Genomic DNA, 25,150 nt, shown 5'->3' on the forward strand with positions numbered 1-25,150 from the left:
GTTGCAATAAATTAAAATAAATAGAAAGAACGAAAGTAAACTGTGAAATATAGAAGTAGAACTGAAATAGTGGCCATGATTCTTGATGCAGCAAATGGCGGTGCTACCAAAACAAAAATAATGTATAAAGCATTTTTGAGCTATGCACAATTACGAGAATATTTATCAGTATTAATCGAAAATAATCTAATTGAGTATGTTGAAGGCTCTCAAACTTATAAAACAACAGAAAAAGGCTTGAATTTTCTTAAGATGCACAATGAAATTGGGGAATTGTTAAGCTCAACAACTCCGAAGTAAAACAATCTATCTTTTCATAATTTTTTAGAATTATTTTTCAAATATTATTTGTTAATCATAACTGCAAACAAAATAAAAAAAGAAAAGCATTTCTATAGAAATCAAACAAACCAAAGTAATATTACATTACATTATTACTCTTCTACTCCTGTAAATATCAATTATTAGTTGCCATTATATGTGTAGATTCCTGGTTATCTGTTGTGTTTTCTATTGAAGCTTCAACATAGTTAGTTACTTCATTACCAGATTCATCAGTTGTTTCCATGTCTACCTCAATATCTCCTTGTTGGTCTTGTTGTAGATCGCGATTATAATTTATTGTCTGTTCAGATCCTTGATTTGTCTTTTGCATATCATACTCCATTACTTCTCCTTTGTCGTCGTTTTGGATGGTCAATTGATCATTATTATTGGCAGTAATTGTATTGTCAACTGTTTGTTGAGTCAGCTTATTAATGATATTATTAATTTCCGTTTTTTCTAAATTTACATGTTCTATTAATTCATTCGTATGCATGGTTATTTGTTGATAAATATCTTCAGTTATTTCGTTACTCTTATACTGTAGCTTTGCATCGAAAAGAACCGACTTTATTCTCTTGGATTCCATGTCAATTTCTGATATTCTTTGATTCAACCTCTCTATGATTTCTTTTGTATTTTCGCCTAAATCATCCAATCTTTTTTCGTATTTTAAGTATATCAGTTCTGCATCATCCTTCATGCTGTCATTATCGGTCACGATTTCTTGCAATGCCTTAATCCTTTTCAATGTTAAAGATTTTTCCCTCAATAGTTTTTGCGCATCCAATCTCCATCGGGGTATGAAAATAACGTAATCCCCCTGAACCAATAGTTGTTCATACGGTAAATTTTTTATCCCACTAGATCCGCAGTCCACGCTAACTGATTCGATAGATCCCTCTATATCTGTGATAATCCCTACGACTTTTCCGATGAAAGTTCCATACATGTCTTTAACTTTTTTACTGACAAATTCGAGCTTTAATTCGCTCATGTAATTTATTATTATACCAGTATAATGCTCGCTGTGTGAAAAAAAATTTATAATATTGTAATATTTAATCAACATTAATATTTCAAACATGCATGGAAACGATCATGTTGGTATAATATGAATTATGAAAGTTTTAGCGACCACGAAAAAAAAGAACTGGAGTCACATTTTTCTAATTCTGAAGATAATGTATTTGTAATAATTACGCCTCACCAAGTTGATCGTGGCGCTTTGATGTCTAGATACTCTAGAACTGATAAAACAATGAGAAGAATCTATATTGATGAATTTCTGTCTAACCCTAATAGGGGCCTAGAATTCTATAATAGAGTTCTTCTGGAATACGGAGATGATTCTGTAGCGGAGCTTGGTACTGCCCAATGTGCTTTGGAGTGGATTTCAAATATTTCCGCACAAAAGATAGAAGATCACAGAATCGGTTTATCCTTTTTAGAAAAATCATCCCGTTATGTAGCATTTGATAAAAAAATTAATGGATTTTATAAATATTATAGGGATAAACGAATTATGTCGTCTGATTATGCTGATAATTATGTAAAGTCTTGTGATCTGGCATTTGATATCTATGCTAAAAACATAAAACCCATGCAACAATATCTTAAAGAAAAAATTCCAATTGACAATTTGCCTTTTCATAATTCTGAAATTGGTATAGATAGTCCCTTCTGTAGTCTACGGAATTCAACAGATATAGATGTTGCCAATAAGATATACAATTCATCCATTAAAGCTAAAGCATTAGATATATTGAGAAATCTCCTTCCATCCTCGACTCTAACCAATCTTGCAATCACAGGAAATGGAAGAGCTTTTGAATATCTTTTATTTAAAATGAATTCTTCTGAATTGGATGAAATTAAGGAGCTAGGCATTCAATTATATGATGAAATGAAAAAATACATCGAACCATTCATCAGGAGATCGAGGGATATACATAGTACATCAAATCTAAGTTATCTGAGTAAAACTAAAGAATCTATTTCAAAAATTTTAGATAGTTTTGATCAGAAATACCATAATATTACTACAAATGATACTTCGCGTGAATTATTGCATGAAAATAAAAATACGATTGTAAATGTTAGGTTGCTACATCATCTGCCTAATGTTGAGGCAGAAGTCAGATTGGCTTCCTTTATATTACATGAATATGGCACCAATCTTTCTATGTCCGAGCTATTAGAATATGTTACCAACATTCCTATTGAAAAACGTTACGAAATAATTCGTGCATATTTTGAGTTTAGAGAAAATAGACGTCACAAACCGGGAAGAGCTTTTGAGATTATAGAATATTCATTTGAATTAACAACAAACTATGGAATGTTTCGGGATCTTCATAGGCATAGGCTTCTAACTATGAGCAGGCAATTATTATCAACAAAATATGGTTTTGACATTCCCAAAGAAATAACTGAATTAGGAATAGAAAAGGACTATATAGATTGTATGTATACCAGTAATGATACTTACAAGTTAATATCTACTAGAATGCCTGTAGAAGCACAATACGTTGTTAATTTTGCCTATAAATATCCATATTTTATAAAAATGAATCTTCGTGAAGCATGTCATATGATTGAGTTACGTACTACTCCTCAAGGTCATCCTGATTATCGAAATACTTGCCAACAAATATACTCATTGATAAAACATGTCCATCCTGTTATATCTGAAGGTATCAAATTTGTGGATATGAATAGTTATGATTTAGAGAGATTCAAATCAGAAAAAAATACTGCATTAAAAAAATCAAGGCTGGATTCAACAACCACGAACCTTTTTTTATAATTCACTAAATCCAAATTAATACCAGAATTACATATTCTATAAAGAACATTGTTTATCAAAACCATTTGTCAAGAGATTCACCTTTTTTTAGGGTATTCTTTTCTAATCTTCCTATATGATTTGCAACTCTTTCAATAGAGAAACTTTTCTCATCGCAAAGATATTTCATAATTTTTTCTTTTTCTATGTCTCTAAATTGGATCTTTAAATCCTCAATATTAGTAACCTTGGGATTCAGAAAAATTTCTCTAATTTCGTTATATGGAGTGTTGGATAATTCTTCTTTTATTTTTTCTATTTTTTCTATTTTTTCATACTTTTGGATTAGTTTTAGAGCATTTTTGGGACCAATACCACTAAATCCACTCGGATTAAAATCAGTACCAATAAGAATTCCGACATCTACAAGCTGTTCATGGGTTATGTTATTGATTCTTAAAACTTGATCATGTTCTATTATTTCTGGCACAATATCAACATATACGTTTCTATTTGGGATCTTTCGTTTTCCACTGATAGTCAAATTTCTAATGAGCCTTTTTGCACCAAACAAAATGGAATCGTAATCTTGACTCACACTTGAGTAAGCTAATTCCTTCTTAGATAGTAATGCTGCAGTCGCCTCCCCTTCTGACGTTGCATCAATAATTGGAATTCCCATTATAGATAACAAGTACTTTGATTCTTCAATCATTTTGGTGGTCAAAACTGAAGTGCCTTGGCTATATTTTTTTGCATCATCCATTCTTCCCTCTTCCAAAGCTCGATCGTATTTTTCAGAAGCTTCTTCCTTGACTTTCTTCCTTCTCTCAATTTCTTTAGCTTTCAATTCATGTGGTTTCCCGTCAAAAATATAAACCAATTTAACCCCATCACAAAGTAGATTAATGTTCCTATAAAAAAGTCCACTAAGATGACTTGTAGGTTCTCCATGAATATTCGCAAGCAATTCTCCGGTGGGACCTCTAATTGTTGCCAGGAATTGATATATTACATTCAAGGCGTCTACCGCGACTACTTTTCCAACCAACTCAGGAATTCTAATAGGATTGGATATAACCAATGGTTTCAAATTCAAACCCATTAACGATTCGTACTCATGAATGATTTTTAAATTTTTGATAAAGCTATCGAAAATTTGTTGGTTTGGTATCCTGACCGTTTTTTTGACATTCCAAATAATAATGAGCTTGGTTATCTTTAATATTAATTTAATTTAGTTTATTTATTAAATCTTGTCAAAAAATTTTAGTGACTAAATATCACAGCTTGGCTGATATTCCTCCATCTAGAGCCATTACAGAGCCGGTTATCCATTTCGAATCCTCAGAAACTAAAAATAAAATGGCATTAGAAACATCTTCTGGCTCTCCAATTCTTTTTAAGGGAAATGATCCTTCTAACATCCTTTTTGCATTTTCGTCTTGCAAATATGGTTCCATTATAGGACTCCGTATAGTTGAAGGGGCAATACAATTGCATCTTATATTATATTGTCCATATTCTACTGCAATACTTTTTGTCAGCATTATAATGCCTGCTTTTGTAACTCCATATACTGAAAAGGGTACCTTAGGTATCGCCCTTATTCCTAGCAGTGATGATATATTTACTATATTGCCTGATTTCTGTTCCATCATGATGGGTAGTACTGCTTTTATAGGTTGAAACGTACCTTTCAGATTGACATTGATCAAATTGGTCCATTGATCTTCAGTCATCAAATGAAATGGTGTGGGATCGTTAATTATTGCAGCACAGTTTATAAGAATGTCTATTTTATCAAATGCAGTTAATGTTTGTTCAATAACACTCAATACTTCAGATTCATGAGAAACGTCAGCAGCTGCATATATTAAATTGTCATTTCTACCTATCTCATCGACAGTTTTTCTTAACCTATTCCTATCCCTTGAAACTAATACTACTTTGCTGCCTTCTTCTAGAATCTTCTTTGCTGCCGATTTTCCAATACCTCCAGATGCACCGGTAATTATAGTTACTTTTCCATCCAGTTTCATGGAATAGTTATGATATAATTAATTAAAAGCTTTTCAATTAATCCAAATCAATTTTCATTACGAAATTATTAGTGAATAATTAAATCATTTGGCATTTCATATATTTGATTGAATTCATTGAGAACGCTAACTTTACGTGATTACAAAATAGATCAATATTTGGAAAAATTCTTATTTTGAGTATGTCATCTAACTAACTTGCCCGAATTGTTCAATCATGATGAAAACTAATCAAATATTTGGTGTTGCTATTGAATTCTGTACCTGTTATGAAGATGTTTTATTAGATAGAGGTGAAATAGAAAAAAATTGTTAATGCTCCTAAAAGATATGACGAGAACCCGGTTCTTTCAAACGAACGATTAGAGAATCGCGAAGGATGGTCTAGAAAATATGAAGATATCAATCCAACGACTATAATGATTATAATGACAAGTCTCTTCATTATGGACATAAAAGGAAAAAACAAGGTTTTTAACGACTCTTTTGATTTTTATTAATAACTAAATTCATCTAAATGAACTAGTGAGAGTTTACGAAATTTTGATTCTTTTATTAGAGTATCTTATCTCTTATTTGTTTTTTATATTTTGACTACTACTGTTATTCAGATCAATTTTTCTTTCCCTGTTTAGTATAATTATTATGAGTATAGGAAATGCTAATCCTATTAATATCATAACCTCCAATGTAATAGCAATAAAAAAACCAATAATGATGAACCAAACATAGCAAATTGTTACGATGTAGTCATACGTGCTCTTTAACATATGATTTGATGCTTTTACTCGATAATAAACTAAAAGTTATTAAGTTTAAATGCAGAAATAGATCATTAAAATCTAATTAGCCCATTTTAACCTTGAGCAACAATTCAAATGAAAAACAATTCGCAATTTCGTTCTCAAAGTATTACGTCAAAAATTTGTATACTGCAACAATGGATCATATAAAGATATTTTGTGTTAATGTTAATCCGTAATTTTCTAATTTTTTGAAAGTAATGACATCGAATCATTAATACTGGTACTTGTGCATAATTATTAAGATTAAGCATGAACTATTATATTCATGGTGAATATTCGTAGGGCTAAACCCTCTGATAAAGAACTAGTATTAGATTTTTGTATAAATACCTTTGAATGGGGTGATTATTTTGATAGAGTTTGGGATAAATGGATCTGTGATCCTTCGGGCCCGTTACTTGTGTATGATTCTTCTATTTCTCCTTCTACATCAAAATCCTTTCCATTGGGAATAATACATATCATAAACTGTTTAGGGGATATTTTATGGCTCGAAGGATTAAGAGTAAATAAAATTTACCGAAACAAAGGGATCGCCACAGCACTAGTAGAATACAGTCTCAATTATGGAATCAATAAGGGCATCAAGGAATCTTGCGCTTTGGTATCCAAGAATAATTTTGCTTCTCAAAAAATGCTGGAAAAATTAGGATTTTCTAAATTTTTAGAGTATTGCTATTATAACATCAATTTAAAAAAATATAGAGATGACCACAATGCATTTTTTAAGCCTGAACTAGTATTTTCATCGAAACTCGATATCAAAGTACCTCGATTAAGAGATATATTCTCCATACAAAAGTATCTCTCAAAACCTGAGATTTCAAAATCTTGTGTTAACAAGTATTTTGACTCATGGAGGTTGTATAATTTTAATACCAGTTCATCGAGCTTATCTTTATTTGTAAGAAATAAAGAATTACTAATTATTGTAAATGATACTAATGAGATTGTGGGTATTGTGATAGTAAAACCATCAAGAAAATTTAATTTTTACGATATACCCATAATACAAATCAGTTATCTCAATTGCCTCAACATAGCTATATTTGCAAGAGTTATTCATCTTCTCTTGAGGAAGTATTGCGATGTTAAATTATTCAACAATGCCCATTTTCTTTTGCCTGTTTTTGCTGAATTAGAAAAAATTCTGAATATTCAATCTATTGAGTATTCGGAACGTTTCTTTCTATATTCTAAATTTTTGAATACACTACATCCAACTTGATTTTAATATTACTTATCATTTAAAATAAGACAATTATGCGTATATAGATCGGATACTTCATTCTGTCTATGATTTATTAACAAATAAAAATAGACAAAGATAGTAGAGTAGGCTGCTAGACTATTTTATCTTGATTTAACACAGTAAACAATAGGCCATGTTAGCATTTCGATTTGTATAGCTGCTTCAATCTATTTTGATTCCTCATTAATTTCCTCTTTGATAATCTCTTTACCACTTAAGATCAGCTTATAATGAGTCAACATTCTTTTGTGCATACCCGCAAGTGCAGCTTTACCATAAATTAAAAGAAAGTCAAAAATGATCGTAACTACTATGAACATTGCAAGAGTTTCTCCAAATAGAGAGAAGGTAAATCCCGGTTCTATTCCAATTTTTTCAGGTATTTCAAACCTAATAATCATGCCTAAAGATGTAATAATTAAGCGTGTCACGGTTGCCAATATATAACTAAAATTAGAGAACCATCCTAGATCAACGAAAATTAAGCCTTCTTTATTTTTATAAAATCTTAATGTCTTATCTGCATACTTATTGCTTAAGTATAGTACAACAATGAATAGTGCAACGTAGGGTACTATAAAGCCAATTGGAACTCCAATAATGAAAAATGAACTAAATAATAATAATAATGTAAGAACAAATTGTATTACAGAATGAATGATAACTTTTCTTTTATTTATTTTTTGAACTTGTCTTACTGATTTAAACCTCATGGCTGATACAACTAACTATTACTTTATTAAACTTTGATTAAAAAATTTTGTGATTCATGTCGATTAATGCAGTTTCTCCCCATCGGATCTCTTTCTAAGCTTCATTTTTATGCCATTTTTGGGATTGAGTGTAATTCCCGGATCCATTTTAATATTCTGATTAGGAACAAGTTCCAATTTCCAATGACTTGAAACTGTTGCGATCAACAATATGCCTTCCTGCCATGCAAACGATTCACCTATACACCCACGTATTCCTCCTCCAAAGGGGAAATAACTAAATCTGGGTAGATGTCTTTTGAATTCGTCTGTCCATCTATCAGGATTGAATTCTTCAGGATTGCCATAATATCGACTATCATGATGCATAATATACTGACTCATTATGATTGAAGATCCTTTCGGAATTACGTATTTATCAATAATATATTCTTCATCAACCAACCTTCCAATACTCCAAACTGGTGGATAAACACGCATCGACTCCCTGAATATTCTTTCAATATACTTAAACTTGGGAAGGTCCTTAACTGTTGGATTTCTATAAACCTTCTTTCCGCTATCATCACTTTTTAGAAGGATCGTATCTATTTCTTCAAACATTTTTTGTTCAATTTCCGGAAACTTAGATATAAGATAATATGTCCACGTAATTGCATTTGACGTGGTTTCATGTCCTGCTATAAGCATAGTTATGATATTATCTCTTATCTGTTGATCAGTCATAGAATTGGGAGTAACTAAAGAACCTACACGTTGACTATTTTTCTGGTATTCAAGATCGTCTTCTGAATTATTTACACTTGATGATTGTGCTTGTAAGAGTCTTGATAAAAGATCATCCTCCTGACTCGCTTGTAAATTTGATTCTATTCTGCTAAAAGCACTTATCGACTTTTTTCTTTCGCTAATTAATCGGTAAACAATAGAATCTAGTATTTTAATAGATTCTCTACTTTTGGATACCTCTGGAAGAATTTCAAAATGGTCTAGAATATGGCCAATTGGATGTTGAAGGCGTTTAAAATATTTCTTGGAAAATTCCAACGCTGATGAAAATTTAGCAGCTTCTTCGGAATCAATTTCATAATTCATAATTGATTTGCAAATAATTTTTAAGGTAACATTCATCATTTCTTTATGAATATCAACAGTCGCATCATCCCTCCATCTTTCACTCATTATGGATGCCTTGTCTACAACAATTTGACCATATGATATGATTCTCTTTGGCAAGAATAGAGGATGAATGATTTTTCTTTGATTATCGTGTTTACTTCCTTCACTCGTTACCAATCCTTCGCCTAACAATCTCTTTGCAGTTTGTAATCTTTTGCCCTTTTTAAAATTTTTATGATTGTAAATCAAGATTTTTTCAATGTGATTAGGATTATTAATCAAGTAAATATGACCTCTTCCAATCTTGAAATGGACTATCTCACCATACCTTTGATTAAATTCACTTAAAGTTTTTATTGGATCTGTTGCCAATTGGCGTAATAATTTTGGTGAAAATTTGGATGCGGGTCCTGGTGGAAATTCTGTACTTACTTTTGCCATTCTAATTTAGAGAATTTAATTGACCTATATATCTTCAATTGGTTGATTATGGTCAGGAACCTTGGTTTATGGTCGATTTGAATCCAAAATTTATGATCATCGCGATAATATCATTTGTTATGTTCGACCTATTAGTGACTGGATTTGATAGATGCAATAGATTCAAGTAAAATTCTAGAAGTTAATAGGGAGGTCATATTATTCACATCAAAATCCGGAGAGAGTTCTACAATATCCATACCAACAATACCTAAACTAACTGCTTGTTTGATAAGTGTTATTAAATCAATACTAGAAATACCCCCTGCTGAAGGTACTGAAACTCCTGGCGCATAGGCAGGATCCAAACAATCAAGATCGATCGAAATGTATTTTCTACGTCTATTGTACTTAGATTTTACCTTCTCCATGATCCTAGAGATTCCGTTCTCATTGATATCTAGAGGTGTTACAATTTCTACTTCATATCTTTGTGCATTTTCTAGTTCTTCCGTTTCAGCAGATCTTGTTCCTATTAACAAACTTTCATTAAAGTCTATCCACTCAGTAGAATCGGTCAATACAGAACCATAATAATCTGTCGTAGAGGAAACAAAATCTGGGTGTGCATCAAAATATAACAAACCAATCTTTCCTATCGAATCGCCAATTGCTTGCAATACAATGGTGGTGATTGAATGGTCGCCTCCTATAACAATAGGAATCTTGTTATTTAAAACTAAATGAAATACTATTCGATATAATTCTTCCCTAGTGACATTACCATAATCAAAAATGTATTTTTCATTCAAATTACCACGCATTGGACAAATTGGAATAATGTTTCCATCTCTTTCAAAAAAATTTGATTCATTGGTTACCTTCCTGAGAACATCTGGACCATTGCTTGTGCCTTTTCTTTTAGAATGAGATTTAGTTTCATCGGGTACTCCTATAATTACTATTTCCGCCTTCGAAACCTCCTTCACATTAGAGTAAGTAAAGACAACCATGTATCGTTATCTTGCAGATTTTCATAATAATCTTACTATCCAACAAAATATTGCTTCCTACTTCTGATGATACTGCTGCATAATCTAATCAAGGTATTCAAGATTTACTCTTTCCAAGTTTTAATTCTTACAAAAAATCTCTCTATAAATACTGCCCAGTTGATTTTTAAGAAAAAAATAAAGAGGATGCTAAATACGATTACTGAAATTATGATCGTAATAATTAATGTGTTCATATCCAATGATATTTCAGAAAAATTTCCTATTACGGGTTTACCAATTATTAGTGTCCCCCATACGATTATTATGTTTAAGAGTAATTTTGAGAAAAAAGTTATAAAAATAAACTTTATGGGATTATACTTGTACATACCAAATGGAATGAATATTATGTTATCAGGAATGGGGGTAATTCCAGCCAAAAATATTGCCAAACCGCCATATTTTTTCAGAACCCTAAATGTCTCTGGATACTCTTTTGCATTAAAGTTTCTCTTCGAATTACCGATATTTGTGCCATAATAACTTATCATATATACTATTGATTTCGCAGTTACGGCGCCCAATGCCCCATATAAAATTATTAGATTCGGATCCAAATCTGTGACCAAAACAGCGGTCATGAGAACGGGGAAATAGGGAATAGGAACAATAATTAATATTGCAGAAACAAAGGTTAACAGAAAAATTGCAGAGTAATCCAACCCCTGAATTAGCTGTATGATATCAAAGACTTGCATGCTGTACACATATCTTATCAATTTCTTGATTAATTACTTTTTTTGTAGTTAGAAGAATATCTTAATTAATATGTTAACTTTTGCTAAATGTATTCGCACCGAATATAATTCGTCTAAAGTAACGAAAATCTGTTCTAAGAATCGGACATATCTTTAAGAATTCTCTTAAGATGGGTCATTTTGGTAGTGTAAACATAATTACTATTTTGATTTTGGCTACTAAGTATCACTAATTTAACTTGAGCATAGTTCCTGTTGTATTTTACCAAACTATTGGATCTGAATTGCAATTGGCTCCAGACAGAATAAATATATTATTCTATCTCAATCATGCGAGGAAAATCAATTTGTGACTCTAATGTAGAATTCTTATTCAATATGATTATATGAGACATAGATATCAGATTTGATACTTTGATTAGGTTTAACAAACGATTCCTATTGCTCTGTTGATCAGCGATTTAGAAACCGCTTTATAACTTAGAATTTCCGTTGTATTTTATGATGTAACCAAAAAGTGCAGCAGAGATATTTTTTACTAGATATTCATCTAAACCACGATGTGTATTTTTATATTCTTGTTTCAGACAAGTTCTTATTTTCAACAACTAGTGAGATTGTTACTACGCCTTTTTTGAACTTGAATTCAAATTAGAGCCAATAAATTTATTTAATACCCTATAATAGATTGATTATTGGAAAAAAAACAAACAGCAACAAAAGCAACAAAAGCAACACCTAAAAAAAGTGCAACAAAAGCAACAAAAGCAACACCTAAAAAAAGTGCAACAAAAGCAACAAAAGCAACACCTAAAAAAAGTGCAACAAAAGCAACAAAAGCAACACCTAAAAAAAGTGAAACCAGTGAACCTGTGGTAAAAAAAACAGTAGCAAAGACCAAATCAAAATCATCTACACGTAAGTAAAAAAGAAATTTTTCTCCATACTTTAAATTTTATTTTCTATTCAATTTTTCTTAACCTTAAGTGAATCAAAAATGACGTGAGATAATTTTGAACAAACTGTTAATATTGGCTTATTATTCTTTGAACTGAATAATCAATCAAACAACCAATTGAATTAGCAAGAAATGACTATTTAATGAATTAAAAAATAATGGCTTTGTAGGGATTGGATATGATCTCCAACTATAAGAAGGTAAACATCTACTTCTGCTATTTTGTTAACATCTTTATCATGAGCCTTGTGTATCTTATCTCTGCTCGTGATACGCAATAGTGGCAAACGTCTTTGACATCGATAAAATCATCTATAGATCAGTCTTACAAATGGTTTAATTTTTAATTCACTCAAATAAACCCGTTGAATTATCACGCTTATTACATTGGAAATAAATTATCAATACAAAGCAGTCAAAATTCCTCATGTAATAGTGTAATGTTCGAGTAACTTTTATAAGCACTTTAAGAAAGTAGATACGGAATAGATTGGGAATAACCATACTATATACTTCTGATGACAGCAAGTTCAAGCCATTTAACCTATATTTCGAGCCATATATCTCTGATAACGTTGCCGACCATCATTCTCGTATAAAATTAGTTAATAAAGATTTAGGATTAGAAATTCATTTGGACAGTAATGATAATGAAAATTCTATTAATCAAAAAATAAAAGACGACCTGGAATTATCATACAAAAAGATTGTAACTGACTATGACGATAGCAAACAGATATTTCGAACATTGAAGAAAATTAAGGACAATTTGGAGAAGTTGAGTGATCTATAAATCTAAATTCATAAATTTGTTTTTTTATAGTAATGGAATGTAACAAGATATTTTATTGAACATTCAAAAACAAAATTCAGTAATAGTATTATCCAGCACTTGTGCTTAAAGAAAAAGAGGTAGTTTATTTTCACGTATGGATCGAACCTAATATTTTTTGACAAGATAGTAGACATTTACGCTGCGTAATACATATTAGTACAGTACATAAATAATGTTAATGAACAAGAAAAAACAAATAATAAAACTAAAAATCATTAGTCGTTCACCATACCTTAGGGAAATCAGAAAGCGAATTAAGATACAAAGTAAGAGATAATCAATCATATTCACGATTAGGTATAATTATTTTAGGAGAAAGGAAATTTGACCTCAAATATAATCAAGGATGATTTGAAATCATTTCTTATTGACAACTCATAGACTGGTAGGAAATAATTCAGGTCAAGTCACGTCCATCTTTCTCATCATCTTTATCCAATTTTTCATCAATTTTTCTCTGCATTTCTTTATATTTTTTATATTTTTTATCCCATTTTGAAAGTACAAACCACTGTCTGATTCCTATTCCCAACCATACCAAAACTACCATCACTGGAATTAATGGCAAATATCTAAATGACGGGTTAGAGTTGGACCTGTCTTCCCATGGAGCGGTTTTAGCAGTTCCTCCTACATTGTTTGTTTCTTCACTTTGATTGATGTTACCGCTTATAACTCCGTCATTACTACTACTACTACTACTAGCAGCACCGCCATCACCACTACTGACACTACTACTTCTGTTAGCATCCATACCTGCACTTCCTCCATCGTCTTCCCTTATCCTGTCATTTGTCCACCACCATCTCCCACCATTAATGCCATTTTGATCGTCATCATAATCATTATCATGAAACGGAAAACCAAATAGTACAAATGATAACATAAATGCTATAGGCGGAATAATCATAATTGTAAGTAACATGATTATAAACAACTTTTTTGTTTTGTTTAGTTGATCGATTATTCCATCCATTATGAAGAAAATACTAGAGTCTGATCTTTCCTTATCATCGTTATTAGGTTTAGATTTACTCAAATTACTCTCCTCCTTTCTCCTCTTCTTCTTTTACTTTTTCATTTCTTGGAAACAATTCCTCATATGGTGCAAGAATTTCGTTTAAAATCGATCTTCCTCTTTCTGAAATTTTGTAGTTGATTATGATTTTACTGCCCCATGTTTGTTCCATTCGGGTTATCAAATCTTTGTAGACCATATCATCCAAAATCTCTTTGTGTTTCACATTATTCAATCCACAATAGCTCATGAGCTTGCTTTGATTGATTTCACCATATTCACAGAGTTTCAAGAGAATATCCTTCCTGATAAATATTCGGTCACGGTATTCATGAACCACAATGAATCAATCAGAATAGGTAAATTCTAATTAATTATTAAAATTTTTTCTTCATGGGATTCTTGCCAAATTAGAAATAAATGAACTATTTATAAAAATAAGAATTTTCTGTTTCTCTAGGAAAAGTAATTCAAAGGTTTGAGTTATTATGTTGCAATAGAGTTGGTGTTTTTTTACTTTATCGGTATCTGCTGAGAAAATCAAGGAACTCTCCTTTTTATTTTTGATGTTATGTTTTGGCTCTTCAAATGGGTATATAATTTTGCTAGGTTACAGTAAATAAATCCCTTCATGACGTCACTGGTAAAATCTTGAGTTGTTTTTCAATTCCATAGTAAGAATATTTCAAAAATAAGCTCATTTTTCTATCTTTGTGTCTTCATATATGTATGAATTAATTCGTTAATTAATAGGCTTCATGTGGAAAGTAACTCTTAGTATTATTACATGGAGATATGCTGATTATCAATATTAACGAATTCAAACATGAAGAAGCTCGAAAAATTTTTGTAAACTTGCCGGTAAAGGAACTAAATAAAAGTGTTGAATTTTTTACCAATCTTGGATTTAAATTTGATCCAAAATTCACAGATAAGAATACTACTTGTATGATAGTAAATGAAACCATTTTTGTTATGTTACTGGTTGAGATATTCTTTAGGACTTTTTCACAAAAGGAAAAATGTAATACTGCAAAAAATATTGAATTAATCTTGGCTTTGTCAGTAGAAGGTAGGGAAATAGTAGATGAATTGGTTGATAAGGCAATTAATGCCGGAGGGATTGAGCCACTTAAACTTCAAGATCATGGTTGGATGCATGACCGTTCTTTTGATGATATAGATGGATATCTCTCGAAATTGGTATTCATGAATGGGACCAAGATAATGTAACATCAAAATTTATGTCTACACAATCAATTACTGTCCTAATTTTCTTAACTTTCTGCTGTTGATTATCCTGCATCTACAAAGAATAAGTAATATACAGGAAGTTAGTCGTATTATATTTCCTTGAAAATGGTCGTATACCTTATAGTATTTTAATACTAATAACTACTTTGTAATTGGCTATTATGGATACAAGCAGAACAGCAAAAAGCAAAAAAATTGCATTGGTAACGGGAGCCAACCGCGGCATAGGGTTTGAGACTTGTAAACAGCTTTCGGAACTAGGTTTAACTGTTATACTGACCTCACGTGATCCATCTAAAGGCAAAATCGCAACAAGAATACTAGCAGCGAAGGGGTTAGATATAGTATTTTACCAATTAGACGTAACTGACAAAAATAGCATAATAAACGCATATAGTCAAGTAGAACAAGAATATGGCCGCCTTGATATTTTGATCAATAACGCCGCAATTCTATTCGATGAAGATCAGTCTACCGTAAATGCAGATTTAGATTTGGTTAATAATGCGTTGACAACAAATCTATTTGGTCCATGGTCCGTATGTCAAGCATTCATTCCATTAATGAAGAAAAATCAATATGGACGAATTGTTAATGTATCGAGTGGCGCAGGTTCACTATACTATATGGAAGGAGGTACTCCAGCATATGGCATATCTAAGGTAGCTCTCAATGCATTAACAAGAAAATTGGCATCAGAATTGAAAGGGGTGAATATACTTGTCAATTCAATTGATCCTGGTTGGGTAGAAACGGATATGGGTGGAAGGGGTGGACGTTCAGTAGTAGAGGGTTGTAAAGGGATAATTTGGGCTGCAACACTTCCGGACAATGGTCCTAGCGGGGGATTCTATCATGATCAAAAACCTGTTCCTTGGTAATGACCGATTATGATAGAAAACATTTTTAGAAAAACAAGTTAGACAAAAAAATAATTAATGATAATGATCATCAATAATGAATGCATTCATGCCAGTTTATGCATATTGTTTGTAATATAAGACGGACAGTTTAGTGGGGTGTTCAAATATTCACAACAAATGCAAATTAATGGTGAGATTAAGTAATACTTACAGCCACTCGTAAAGTTCATGGAGTATTAATAAAGTCAAGATTATTCAGCAACTAGAATATCCTTCTATATTAAATCTCAACCCGGTTATTTTGTAGAACGAATTAAGTTTCATAAGAAAATTATAGAAATTTGTTATAAAAATATTAACTAGAATTAAATTTGCAAAGTATATTCAAAAATTATTATATCATATATTATTGCAAAAGAAAGCAAGAATAAAATGTTAAAGTCAATTGACACAAAATTAACTGCAGTATTAGTTGTAGCAGTATTTGCTGTTTTGATGACGCTCGGACCAGCCGCGGCATCCAACTTTCAAAGCGCATTTGCACACTATGGGGTAGATAGTGAACAATGTAAAGATGATGAAGATTATTATGAAGATCATGAAGAAGCATGTGACAAGAATCTAAGAGTTCACTATGGTGAAGATTATGATGGTGATTTTGGATCTAAAACAATCGATGACGATGACGATGACGACAATGATAACGACGACGATAACGGAAATCGCTCCAATCAGGGAATAGGCCAATCTCAATCCTCTCGTCAAAACTCACAATGTGTATCAGGCGGTGACACAAATGACTCCTGCAATAACATAAGCCTTCAGAACCAAGAGAATTCTGGCAACAACGCAGCAGCTCAGAATGGTGGAGATAACGACGACGATAACGGAAATCGCTCCAATCAGGGAATAGGCCAATCTCAATCCTCTCGTCAAAACTCACAATGTGTATCAGGCGGTGACACAAATGACTCCTGCAATAACATAAGCCTTCAGAACCAAGAGAATTCTGGCAACAACGCAGCAGCTCAGAATGGTGGAGATGATGACGACGATAACGGAAATCGCTCCAATCAGGGAATAGGCCAATCTCAATCCTCTCGTCAAAACTCACAATGTGTAGCAGGTGGCAGTTTGGGTAACTCCTGCAATAACATAAGCCTTCAGAACCAAGAGAATTCTGGCAACAACGCAGCAGCTCAGAATGGTGGAGATGATGACGACGATAACGGAAATCGCTCCAATCAGGGAATAGGCCAAAATCAAGATAATGAACAAAATGCACAGTGTGTATCCGGCGAGGATGCAATAGTATCTTGTGACAATGTTAGTTTCCAAAACCAAATAAACAGTGGAAAGAATGCATTAGCACAAGATTAACATCTCTATCTTTTTTAGTTCAATTTTATGCAGAATTAATTCAATTAAAATATTTATCAAACTTGATGGAGAATCTCGAATTACTGAACAAAAATATTTTCTACCGCAATTAGTTTTGGTATCATGCTTGTTAATATTCATTATTTAAGAAAATTTTTATCATTCGGATTAGAAATATTCATTAATGATTGACGATACAAAAATTAATTTTCCTAGTTCTAATAAAATCGCAAACAATTTTGATAAATATTATATTTTGAACGGAGTTAGATATCGAATTCTTGTGTCAGGCAATCAGACTCAAAATAGCTATTCTCTTATCGAGGCCAAATTTCCATCCGGAGAAGAATCTGAAATTCCTTTGCATATTAGAAGTAGAGAATCAGTTGTAGTGTATGTTCTTGAGGGAGAATTCGTTTTTGTCTATAATTATGAAACTAAAAAAGTAAATCAAGGAACGATTTTGAAATTCGAAATTGATCTACCACTTTGCTATAAGAAACTTCATGACAACAGCGAGGGAAAATTGTTGTTCTTATATATTCCTGCTGGATTTGAAAACTTTTTCAAAGATTTAGAACGGCTAAATGTTACTAATTTTAAGATGTTTAGCGATGGCGATCCGATCTTGTTACAATTATTAGAAAATAACTATGGATGGAGATTTATTGTTGATCAAAAATAAAAAATATTATGATAACAACAAATGAGACAAGAGCATGGTTAGGCCCCCATCCAGAAAGATTAAACTTTAGAAAGGAACATAATCAATTATCTGTAGAAAATACCTCTCCATCAAGATTAATAAAGGGTTCTTCAGGATTGTCTCCCTTTTTGTTTGTAAATTGCTGACAACTTTCTACCAAATTAAAACCCGCATCTTGTGAGGATGGAGTAAAAGCTACACAAACAGAATAAGGTGCACCATCTTTAAACAGACCCGGCGGCGTCTCTATTTGGCTTAACTGGTAGGTATTAATACCGTCATCTACAATAGACTGCATATTTTCAAAAAATAAATCTGCAGTGGGTATTATGCAAAATGCTTGAGGATCATTATTCGATTCGAGAGTTACATTGCCTTCATATACACAATAACTAAAATCACCTTCCACATTATCACTCCATTGAATTATAGGTGTAATTTCTAGTCCTTCGCCTGATTGAGAATAAACGGGGTTAACCAAACCAGGATTGTAATATATTATAGATATAATAAATATAGAGACAATATATAGTAACAAAGAATATTTTATCATTATTACCAACGTAATCAAGAAACTATATAAGACTATGTCTTTTGACAAATAGGTAGTAGATAGAGGAAATGAGCCTGGTAAATATCCTTGATTGGTAATACAGTGATATTGATAAACATAGATTCATGAACAAGGTAGAAATAGCAATAACAATAGAATTTGACAATCAACTCAAATAACTAAAATGAAGTTTATAGAAATTCAGAAGACAACTTGAAAGAATAGAGATTTGATTCATTATGGAGTGGATCATTAATCAATTGAGAATGTGAATCATCTTATACAAAGCGAATATCAATCGGTGCTTTTCTGCTATAATATTTGTTTAGCTGATGAGAGATTGAATCAAGTACAAATACCTCACTGTTTGAAGATTCATATGGTCGATTCTACAGTAGAATTATTACAAACTCTATTTCTAACAAGATGACAAGAGTTCATGAGAAATCCCTTGTTTCAAATATATAAAAAGACTAGAGAGGACGAACTGGAATTAGAGTGTCAAGAGGAAAAATACGGCTTTGTTAGCAACTCAGAAAATGACTTTACAAAATTACAATCAGATGACTTGATGAATTGCTTAATGGGGGTAGGTCTGATAAGATTTCTCGAAGATGGATGGCATATTAACGTGTTACCAAAATAAGGATTATAATTAGATCCATTCCTCATTCGTGGGGACATATTGATTATGGAAGGATAATAAAAGCCCTATCTATAGTCAATACTAGTAAGATATTTTTAGTATTCCAAAATCATGAGATAGGATCGGTCTCTCTTTTTTTATCGGATTAGTGCAATATTTATTCATTCTTTTCAAATTATTGAATATAGATAGAGACTGCGAAGAATATTATAACATATATATCACATCAGATGAATTGGTTGGATAAGTATAAAGGATAGGATCATTAAGATCTTTTACTGTAAGACCTAACCTTATGGCTATTGAAAATATATTTATGACTTCCTCTGCGTGAGGTCCTAAAATATGAGCTCCTAAAATTCTATCACTTTCTTTTTCAATCAATACCTTAAATCCAGAATGAGTCTCTCCCACACGTCTAGAAGAATACCAGCTGGAGGTGTCTTTGTAATTGGTTCTAAATTGTAGTCCTTGTTTTGTTGCTTCCTTTTCATTTAAACCCACTGATGCAATTGGCGGGATAGTAAAAACAACACTGGGCAGTCCATTATAATTTGATTTACTGGTATTTCCATTTAGTATATTATGTGATACTATATTGCCATCATAGCTTGCTACTGGAGTCAAGGGTGCACCACCACTCGCCGCAACATCCCCTGCTGCATATACAATGGGATTAGAAATACTTTGAAGATATTCATTCACCTTTATTCCTCCTGTAGGTGTATATTCTATTCCCCCTGCCTTCAGATCGAGTTCTTCGACATTGGGAATTCGTCCAGCACCATGTACTACCATATCAGTTTTTAATGTTGAAGACGGATTATCGCTTGGATAAGATTCTAAACTTGTAGAATAATTTACAACTAATTTGCCGTCAGATACCAATTTGTCGATTCTGCCGACGTTCGTTTCTAAAAGGATATCAATACCGATGTCCCTGCTCTTTTGTATCAGCTGATTAACAAGGTCTGAATCAAAGTGATTTAATGGTTGTTTACCCCGATGTAAAATTGTAATTTTTTTGACACCTGAGCGGGCGGCAATATGTGCAAACTCAAATGAAATATATCCACCACCGATGAATACAATACTTTCAGGTAATTGATGGTTTTTAATATCCATAAACTGGTCACTTGTGATTACATTCTCTGAACCAGGGACATTTAAATTCATTGGTTTTGCTCCTGTTGCTATTACAATATGCTTACCTTTTAAAATATCATTATGCGAATTGGTATTCTTCTTATCCGTTTTCATGTACTCCAATTTGACTGTATCTTTATCGATAAATTTTGCTTTGCCATGAACAGGAATAATTCCAGCGTTGATATAACTGTCTTCCCTCTCCTTTGGGAAGGGTTCAGTAAAAGATTTCTTAAATCTTATCAATTCATCCCATTTCATATAAACTCGATCGGTAACACATATCCCTTTATTTTCATGTTTCTTGTTTGAATCAATAGTTTTTGCAGCTTCCACAAGAACCTTTTTTGGTTCACAACCGCGTAAAGCACAAGTACCCCCAAATGGCATCGAATCAATAATGGCGACTTTTAAGCCTTTAGAACGACAATTTAATGCTATTGTAGTCCCTGCTGTTCCTGTTCCTATTACAACTAAATCATACATGGTTGTTTTGTCCAATGGTTAATCATCAATATAGATAAGAAAGTCAAGTTATAAAAAGAAAAAGCCTTGTCAAATTTTCTGGTTACCGATAATGATGATAGGTTTTCATCAAACAATATTCTAACATCGAATCATTCTGCTTTTATAAATAGCCGAGCTTTAATACACTCAATCTATACTCGGTTGTCATATGTTCTAAAACTGCCAGAGTTTATCAATCCGCATTTCATTTCTTTTTAATAAAGTATTAGAACATGGTGTAGCGGATATCATAAAGTTAAGCAATTATCTGCGCCCTTCTTTTAGATAATCTACCTGCAGATTATTTCTAACTATTATTCAAAGTACTCGTCTTAAGATACTTTGGTATTTCTAGTTATATACTAAATCATATCTAATGGCCCATCAAATGTAGGTACGGGAAATACTCTGTTAATCTCTGTTATCTCATCCGCAGTTAGGTTCCAACCTGTGCTTTCACTATTCTCCTTAACATGATCGGGATTGTTGGCCTTGGGAATGGTAAAGATCTTAGTATGATTTACCATAAAATTTAGTGCTACTTGATGTACTGTTTTATGATGTCTTTCTGCAATCTCTGCAAGGAGTCGACCCTTGTTACTATTTGGTGATGGGAAAATGCCATGTCCAAATGGCGAATATCCTACTACAGCTATATTTTTACTATTACAATAGGAAAGCAACTTCCTTTCTATACCTCGAGAATTTAGATGATACAGAACTTGATTACATGCGATAGATTCGTCTTGAAGAACACTTTCTGCTTTTTTTAAATCTTCCACATCAAAGTTGCTTACTCCAATGAAGCTTACTAGCCCTTCCTTTACTAATTTTTCCATTGCGCGCATCGTTTCATGAATCGAATATTCTAAACTTGGCCAGTGAAGTAAATAAAGATCAAGCCAATTTGTTTTTAATCGGTTCAAGCTACGCTTACACGCTCTTATTGTGCCTTCATATGAAGCATTTGACGGCAAGACTTTGCTTACAAGGAACACTTCTTCTCTTCGGCCCATAATGGCTTGACCCACCAACTGCTCTACTATACCATTTCCATACATTTCAGCAGTATCTATATGTGTCATTCCTAAGTCAAGTCCTAATTGAAGGGATCTTGTAACAAATTCATATTTTTGAATGTCATTATCTCTCTCAATCATCCATGTACCTTGCCCCACAACAGAAACGTCAACGTTAGTGCAACCAAATTTATGCTTAATCATGATATGTATCTCAATCCTGTATCCTTAAAGTTCATTTTCATAGTCTTTTTTTTGCTGACAGCCGGTCTTATTTGTACCTATTAATTATCCATAATACCATCTTGCACTTCATTTATCTTTAATTTGTTAGTCTTGATAAAATTCTATATTCCAAACTCTTGATTCAATGAATTATTTATGAACAAAAGAAATACATAGTAAATAATTGCGATATAGCATCATAGCTTGCACGAAAAAATACAAATTATAGACAAACCCATTGAAGAGTTTACTAATGCTTGGAATAGATCTGATTCTAAATACTTTGCAAATTTGTTTGTTGACGATGACAAATGGACTGATGTATTGGGTCAGCATGTCAGGGGAAAGGATCAAATTAAAAGACTTTACGAATATTCATTCAAATCAGTCCTGAAGAATGGGACTTTAATTACTAGATCAAAAAGAATCAGATTTATTAGAAATAGTCTTGTAGCAATAGAGGTCGAATGGAAATCAACTGGAAACAAGTCTCCCGATGGTAAATTGCTTACATCTAGATGTGGATTGCCTGATCTTATTGTTGCCTTAGAAAATAATATCCATGATTGTAAGATTATTCTTAGACATATTGTGGACTATACAACTACCTATTATAGAAGCGATTTAATCCATGACCACATGACGATTAATGGGATTGAGGGGCATGAAATTTAAAACCGACTATCTTTTGTTCAACACACCATCAAAGTTTCAATTGCTTAACATTACACCACTAGTTGAAAAAACATTGAAAGAAAGTGGAATCAAAGAGGGATTATGCTTGGTAAATTCTATGCATATTTCCTCTAGCATATTCATAAATGATGACGAAGTAGGACTGCATAGGGATTTTCAAAAGTGGTTAGAAAAACTAGCTCCTCATGAACCCATTGGACAGTATAGTCATAACGATACTGGAGAGGAGAATGCTGATGCGCATTTAAAGCGACAAATCATGGGACGTGAAGTCGTAATAGCAGTTACAAGCGGTAAATTAGACTTTGGTCCATGGGAACAGATATTTTATGGAGAATTTGATGGAATGAGAAACAAGAGAGTATTAGTTAAGATAATAGGTGAATGATATGTTCTCATATGAGACTAGGTATAACAGAGCTATCTATTCTATTTTGCTACTTTGATATGGTATATATGAATCAAGGGTCAAAACTGATAAGTTGCAATTATCCAGCCAGAATAACAAAAAGAGAATGTGAAATTGTGATGTTATTTATGCTTCAATTCGTTTTGATTTCGTAAATAGTTTTGACTTTATTGTATATATTAATAGCTTGAGGTTTGAGGTGATCTTATAGAACTTCATACTTGTATATACAATGTTCTACTTTTTTATCTTTTTCATTTTTATAGGGTTTTTGTAAGAATTAGTCATCAGGTTTCCGCATCATAATCTACATATTTTATCATGCAGTACAATTTACACCGCCAGAATCAAAGCTAAAGACACTCAGAGCAAGACGATCTCTTTAATCAGCTTGAGAATTTACTCATACATAACATACGCAGGATGCTCGATTACTTGATCTCTTAATGATCTTTTGATATGTTTGATATTTTACACTTATTAACATCTTTCTGCCTAGAAGAAAATTATTGTAAAATAATGAGTGGAATTTATACAAGTATTTTGATAATTTCGGGTGCTTTTTGAGGCATATTTTTTAGTTCGTAACAATGCTTTTCATCATTTACTTCATCACTGTCAACTTCTTCTAAACATATATGGAAGACTTCATTGACATCTATTAAACCAGAGGGTATTACTATTTTAGTAGAATAATCTCCATTATTGCTATTGCTGTACATCGCATCGTCTAAATCGATGCCAAAAATACCATACCGAGGATATTCTTTAACATATATATCGACTGTATCAAAAGATATACTATTAGTTTCACCATTCAAATCGTCTACTAAATTTACATTTATGATGAACTTTCGTTTGTTATCGCTATCTTGTACAGATGCATAGGTCAAGTTCGTAGTATGACATATTGAAATCAGTGCTGCAAATACCATTATGGACATCGTAACTAAAAATAGGTTCCTCCTTTTACTTCTGGTTTCATTATATGTAATTGTTATACACATAATTCTTATTGAATCAAAAAAATATTAGTGATTTACTTACAAACTGCAATACTCTAATAGTCTTGCAAGTCTAGAATTGCATATTTTATTCATCATGTCTAAAAAAATAGACAGAAGGCATCTAACTGTATCATTAATTGCCTAATTGCAAGTTATTATCAATTTCTTAGGCCTTCTCGTTCTTACGCAAGGATTATTTGGTACATACAAATTTGGATTTGTAATCAAGTGATCATTTCACAAAGACCTCATTTAGTATTCATTTTAGAAAAAATGTTGATATGACGAATAAAACTTTAAGAAAGATAAAACAAGACAATATGCAATGAATATTAATATACTTTTTACCTTATTTGCTGGTTTAACATCTCTAGTAGGATTAGGGGGAGAAATCTATGTATTTGCCCAAAATATTACACCACAAACCGATCAAGTGAGAGATGATAATCAATCTGTTATAAATGGGACCACTGAAACTACAGGCAATGTAACAAAGGGATTGATTGGAGTGGCAAATGGGACTGGTAATGCAGCTGGCAATATAACTGAAGGATTAGTCGATGCAGTAAATGAAACAGGCGAAGCATTATCAAATACCACTAAAGGTACACTCGAAGGAATTCAAAACATAGTCAATGGCTCAAGCCAATGACTGCGTGAATCATTTTCTATAGTTCTATTGTATGTTGACTCTTACAAAATTTTTGGATA

Annotated in this window: 27 protein-coding genes; 13 read left to right on the plus strand and 14 right to left on the minus strand. The window is 32.2% G+C overall.

Annotation, left to right across the window (positions count from 1 at the left end):
• The first annotated feature begins 42 nt into the window (after nt 1-42).
• Nucleotides 43-300: a winged helix-turn-helix domain-containing protein gene (locus tag ACMT7R_RS07620; protein WP_148685285.1), complete on the plus strand. Its 258-nt coding sequence runs from the start codon at nt 43-45 to the stop codon at nt 298-300.
• Between the two features lie 157 nt (nt 301-457).
• On the opposite strand, the gene ACMT7R_RS07625 is transcribed toward ACMT7R_RS07620, so the two are convergent.
• Nucleotides 458-1,321: a CdvA-like protein gene (locus tag ACMT7R_RS07625; protein ID WP_415311018.1), complete on the minus strand. Its 864-nt coding sequence runs from the start codon at nt 1,319-1,321 to the stop codon at nt 458-460.
• 117 nt (nt 1,322-1,438) lie between these two features.
• On the opposite strand from ACMT7R_RS07625, the gene ACMT7R_RS07630 reads away from it, so the two are divergent.
• A complete protein-coding gene (locus ACMT7R_RS07630) occupies nt 1,439-3,133 on the plus strand; it encodes an FAD-dependent thymidylate synthase (RefSeq protein ID WP_415311019.1) in 1,695 nt (564 codons plus the stop codon).
• A gap of 55 nt (nt 3,134-3,188) precedes the next feature.
• Here ACMT7R_RS07630 and fen read toward each other — a convergent pair whose 3' ends face one another.
• From fen to ACMT7R_RS07645, 3 genes are all read right to left on the minus strand, one after another.
• Nucleotides 3,189-4,217 (minus strand): flap endonuclease-1, encoded by a 1,029-nt coding sequence (gene fen / locus ACMT7R_RS07635; RefSeq protein ID WP_415311020.1) that lies wholly within the window; start codon nt 4,215-4,217, stop codon nt 3,189-3,191.
• A gap of 178 nt (nt 4,218-4,395) precedes the next feature.
• Entirely contained in the window at nt 4,396-5,154 is a 759-nt protein-coding gene (locus ACMT7R_RS07640; protein WP_415311021.1) for an SDR family NAD(P)-dependent oxidoreductase, read from the minus strand.
• 572 nt (nt 5,155-5,726) lie between these two features.
• Nucleotides 5,727-5,924, minus strand: a complete 198-nt coding sequence (locus tag ACMT7R_RS07645) for a hypothetical protein (protein WP_415311022.1) — start codon at nt 5,922-5,924, stop codon at nt 5,727-5,729.
• A gap of 301 nt (nt 5,925-6,225) precedes the next feature.
• Between ACMT7R_RS07645 and ACMT7R_RS07650 the strand changes: the two genes are divergently transcribed.
• Nucleotides 6,226-7,188 carry a GNAT family N-acetyltransferase gene (locus ACMT7R_RS07650; RefSeq protein WP_415311023.1) on the plus strand — a complete coding sequence of 321 codons (963 nt, stop codon included), beginning with the start codon at nt 6,226-6,228 and terminating at the stop codon, nt 7,186-7,188.
• A gap of 191 nt (nt 7,189-7,379) precedes the next feature.
• Here ACMT7R_RS07650 and ACMT7R_RS07655 read toward each other — a convergent pair whose 3' ends face one another.
• From ACMT7R_RS07655 to ACMT7R_RS07670, 4 genes are all read right to left on the minus strand, one after another.
• Complete coding sequence (locus tag ACMT7R_RS07655; RefSeq protein WP_415311024.1) at nt 7,380-7,925, minus strand: hypothetical protein; 546 nt, start codon at nt 7,923-7,925, stop codon at nt 7,380-7,382.
• Nucleotides 7,926-7,988: 63 nt separating this feature from the next.
• Nucleotides 7,989-9,485 carry a cytochrome P450 gene (locus ACMT7R_RS07660; protein WP_415311025.1) on the minus strand — a complete coding sequence of 499 codons (1,497 nt, stop codon included), beginning with the start codon at nt 9,483-9,485 and terminating at the stop codon, nt 7,989-7,991.
• A 131-nt stretch (nt 9,486-9,616) separates the two neighbouring features.
• Complete coding sequence (locus tag ACMT7R_RS07665; protein WP_415311026.1) at nt 9,617-10,477, minus strand: arginase family protein; 861 nt, start codon at nt 10,475-10,477, stop codon at nt 9,617-9,619.
• A 104-nt stretch (nt 10,478-10,581) separates the two neighbouring features.
• On the minus strand, nt 10,582-11,217 hold the full coding sequence (locus ACMT7R_RS07670; RefSeq protein ID WP_415311027.1) for a VTT domain-containing protein: 636 nt from the start codon (nt 11,215-11,217) through the stop codon (nt 10,582-10,584).
• A gap of 695 nt (nt 11,218-11,912) precedes the next feature.
• Between ACMT7R_RS07670 and ACMT7R_RS07675 the strand changes: the two genes are divergently transcribed.
• Together ACMT7R_RS07675 and ACMT7R_RS07680 are read left to right on the plus strand one after the other, a co-directional pair.
• Complete coding sequence (locus ACMT7R_RS07675) at nt 11,913-12,143, plus strand: hypothetical protein (protein WP_415311028.1); 231 nt, start codon at nt 11,913-11,915, stop codon at nt 12,141-12,143.
• Nucleotides 12,144-12,665: 522 nt separating this feature from the next.
• Nucleotides 12,666-12,968: a hypothetical protein gene (locus tag ACMT7R_RS07680; protein WP_415311029.1), complete on the plus strand. Its 303-nt coding sequence runs from the start codon at nt 12,666-12,668 to the stop codon at nt 12,966-12,968.
• A 439-nt stretch (nt 12,969-13,407) separates the two neighbouring features.
• Here the strand turns inward: ACMT7R_RS07680 and ACMT7R_RS07685 are convergent, their stop codons facing one another.
• Complete coding sequence (locus tag ACMT7R_RS07685) at nt 13,408-14,049, minus strand: hypothetical protein (RefSeq protein WP_415311030.1); 642 nt, start codon at nt 14,047-14,049, stop codon at nt 13,408-13,410.
• Nucleotide 14,050: 1 nt separating this feature from the next.
• Nucleotides 14,051-14,320: a hypothetical protein gene (locus tag ACMT7R_RS07690; RefSeq protein ID WP_415311031.1), complete on the minus strand. Its 270-nt coding sequence runs from the start codon at nt 14,318-14,320 to the stop codon at nt 14,051-14,053.
• Nucleotides 14,321-14,823: 503 nt separating this feature from the next.
• On the opposite strand from ACMT7R_RS07690, the gene ACMT7R_RS07695 reads away from it, so the two are divergent.
• From ACMT7R_RS07695 to ACMT7R_RS07710, 4 genes are all read left to right on the plus strand, one after another.
• Nucleotides 14,824-15,261 carry a VOC family protein gene (locus ACMT7R_RS07695; RefSeq protein ID WP_415311032.1) on the plus strand — a complete coding sequence of 146 codons (438 nt, stop codon included), beginning with the start codon at nt 14,824-14,826 and terminating at the stop codon, nt 15,259-15,261.
• Nucleotides 15,262-15,443: 182 nt separating this feature from the next.
• Complete coding sequence (locus ACMT7R_RS07700; protein WP_415311033.1) at nt 15,444-16,163, plus strand: SDR family oxidoreductase; 720 nt, start codon at nt 15,444-15,446, stop codon at nt 16,161-16,163.
• A gap of 414 nt (nt 16,164-16,577) precedes the next feature.
• Nucleotides 16,578-17,525, plus strand: coding sequence for a hypothetical protein (locus ACMT7R_RS07705; RefSeq protein ID WP_415311034.1), 948 nt, complete (start codon nt 16,578-16,580; stop codon nt 17,523-17,525).
• 184 nt (nt 17,526-17,709) lie between these two features.
• Nucleotides 17,710-18,210, plus strand: a complete 501-nt coding sequence (locus tag ACMT7R_RS07710) for a hypothetical protein (RefSeq protein ID WP_415311035.1) — start codon at nt 17,710-17,712, stop codon at nt 18,208-18,210.
• An 82-nt stretch (nt 18,211-18,292) separates the two neighbouring features.
• Here the strand turns inward: ACMT7R_RS07710 and ACMT7R_RS07715 are convergent, their stop codons facing one another.
• The gene (locus tag ACMT7R_RS07715) at nt 18,293-18,712 is read right to left on the minus strand and encodes a hypothetical protein (protein ID WP_415311036.1); all 420 of its coding nucleotides are present in this window, start codon (nt 18,710-18,712) and stop codon (nt 18,293-18,295) included.
• A 523-nt stretch (nt 18,713-19,235) separates the two neighbouring features.
• Between ACMT7R_RS07715 and ACMT7R_RS07720 the strand changes: the two genes are divergently transcribed.
• Nucleotides 19,236-19,430: a hypothetical protein gene (locus ACMT7R_RS07720; protein WP_415311037.1), complete on the plus strand. Its 195-nt coding sequence runs from the start codon at nt 19,236-19,238 to the stop codon at nt 19,428-19,430.
• Nucleotides 19,431-19,637: 207 nt separating this feature from the next.
• Here ACMT7R_RS07720 and ACMT7R_RS07725 read toward each other — a convergent pair whose 3' ends face one another.
• Both ACMT7R_RS07725 and ACMT7R_RS07730 read right to left on the minus strand, forming a co-directional pair.
• Nucleotides 19,638-21,077 (minus strand): dihydrolipoyl dehydrogenase family protein, encoded by a 1,440-nt coding sequence (locus tag ACMT7R_RS07725; RefSeq protein WP_415311038.1) that lies wholly within the window; start codon nt 21,075-21,077, stop codon nt 19,638-19,640.
• Between the two features lie 368 nt (nt 21,078-21,445).
• On the minus strand, nt 21,446-22,306 hold the full coding sequence (locus tag ACMT7R_RS07730) for an aldo/keto reductase (RefSeq protein ID WP_415311039.1): 861 nt from the start codon (nt 22,304-22,306) through the stop codon (nt 21,446-21,448).
• A gap of 225 nt (nt 22,307-22,531) precedes the next feature.
• On the opposite strand from ACMT7R_RS07730, the gene ACMT7R_RS07735 reads away from it, so the two are divergent.
• Together ACMT7R_RS07735 and ACMT7R_RS07740 are read left to right on the plus strand one after the other, a co-directional pair.
• On the plus strand, nt 22,532-23,002 hold the full coding sequence (locus ACMT7R_RS07735; protein ID WP_415311040.1) for an SgcJ/EcaC family oxidoreductase: 471 nt from the start codon (nt 22,532-22,534) through the stop codon (nt 23,000-23,002).
• Nucleotides 22,992-23,411, plus strand: coding sequence for a secondary thiamine-phosphate synthase enzyme YjbQ (locus ACMT7R_RS07740; RefSeq protein ID WP_415311041.1), 420 nt, complete (start codon nt 22,992-22,994; stop codon nt 23,409-23,411). The genes ACMT7R_RS07735 and ACMT7R_RS07740 overlap by 11 nt, the downstream gene beginning before the upstream one ends.
• A gap of 551 nt (nt 23,412-23,962) precedes the next feature.
• On the opposite strand, the gene ACMT7R_RS07745 is transcribed toward ACMT7R_RS07740, so the two are convergent.
• A complete protein-coding gene (locus tag ACMT7R_RS07745; RefSeq protein WP_415311042.1) occupies nt 23,963-24,367 on the minus strand; it encodes a hypothetical protein in 405 nt (134 codons plus the stop codon).
• A gap of 397 nt (nt 24,368-24,764) precedes the next feature.
• Between ACMT7R_RS07745 and ACMT7R_RS07750 the strand changes: the two genes are divergently transcribed.
• A complete protein-coding gene (locus ACMT7R_RS07750) occupies nt 24,765-25,091 on the plus strand; it encodes a hypothetical protein (protein ID WP_415311043.1) in 327 nt (108 codons plus the stop codon).
• Nucleotides 25,092-25,150 lie beyond the last annotated feature (59 nt).

Source organism: Candidatus Nitrosocosmicus sp. FF01 (assembly GCF_047711275.1).
Lineage (GTDB): Archaea > Thermoproteota > Nitrososphaeria > Nitrososphaerales > Nitrososphaeraceae > Nitrosocosmicus.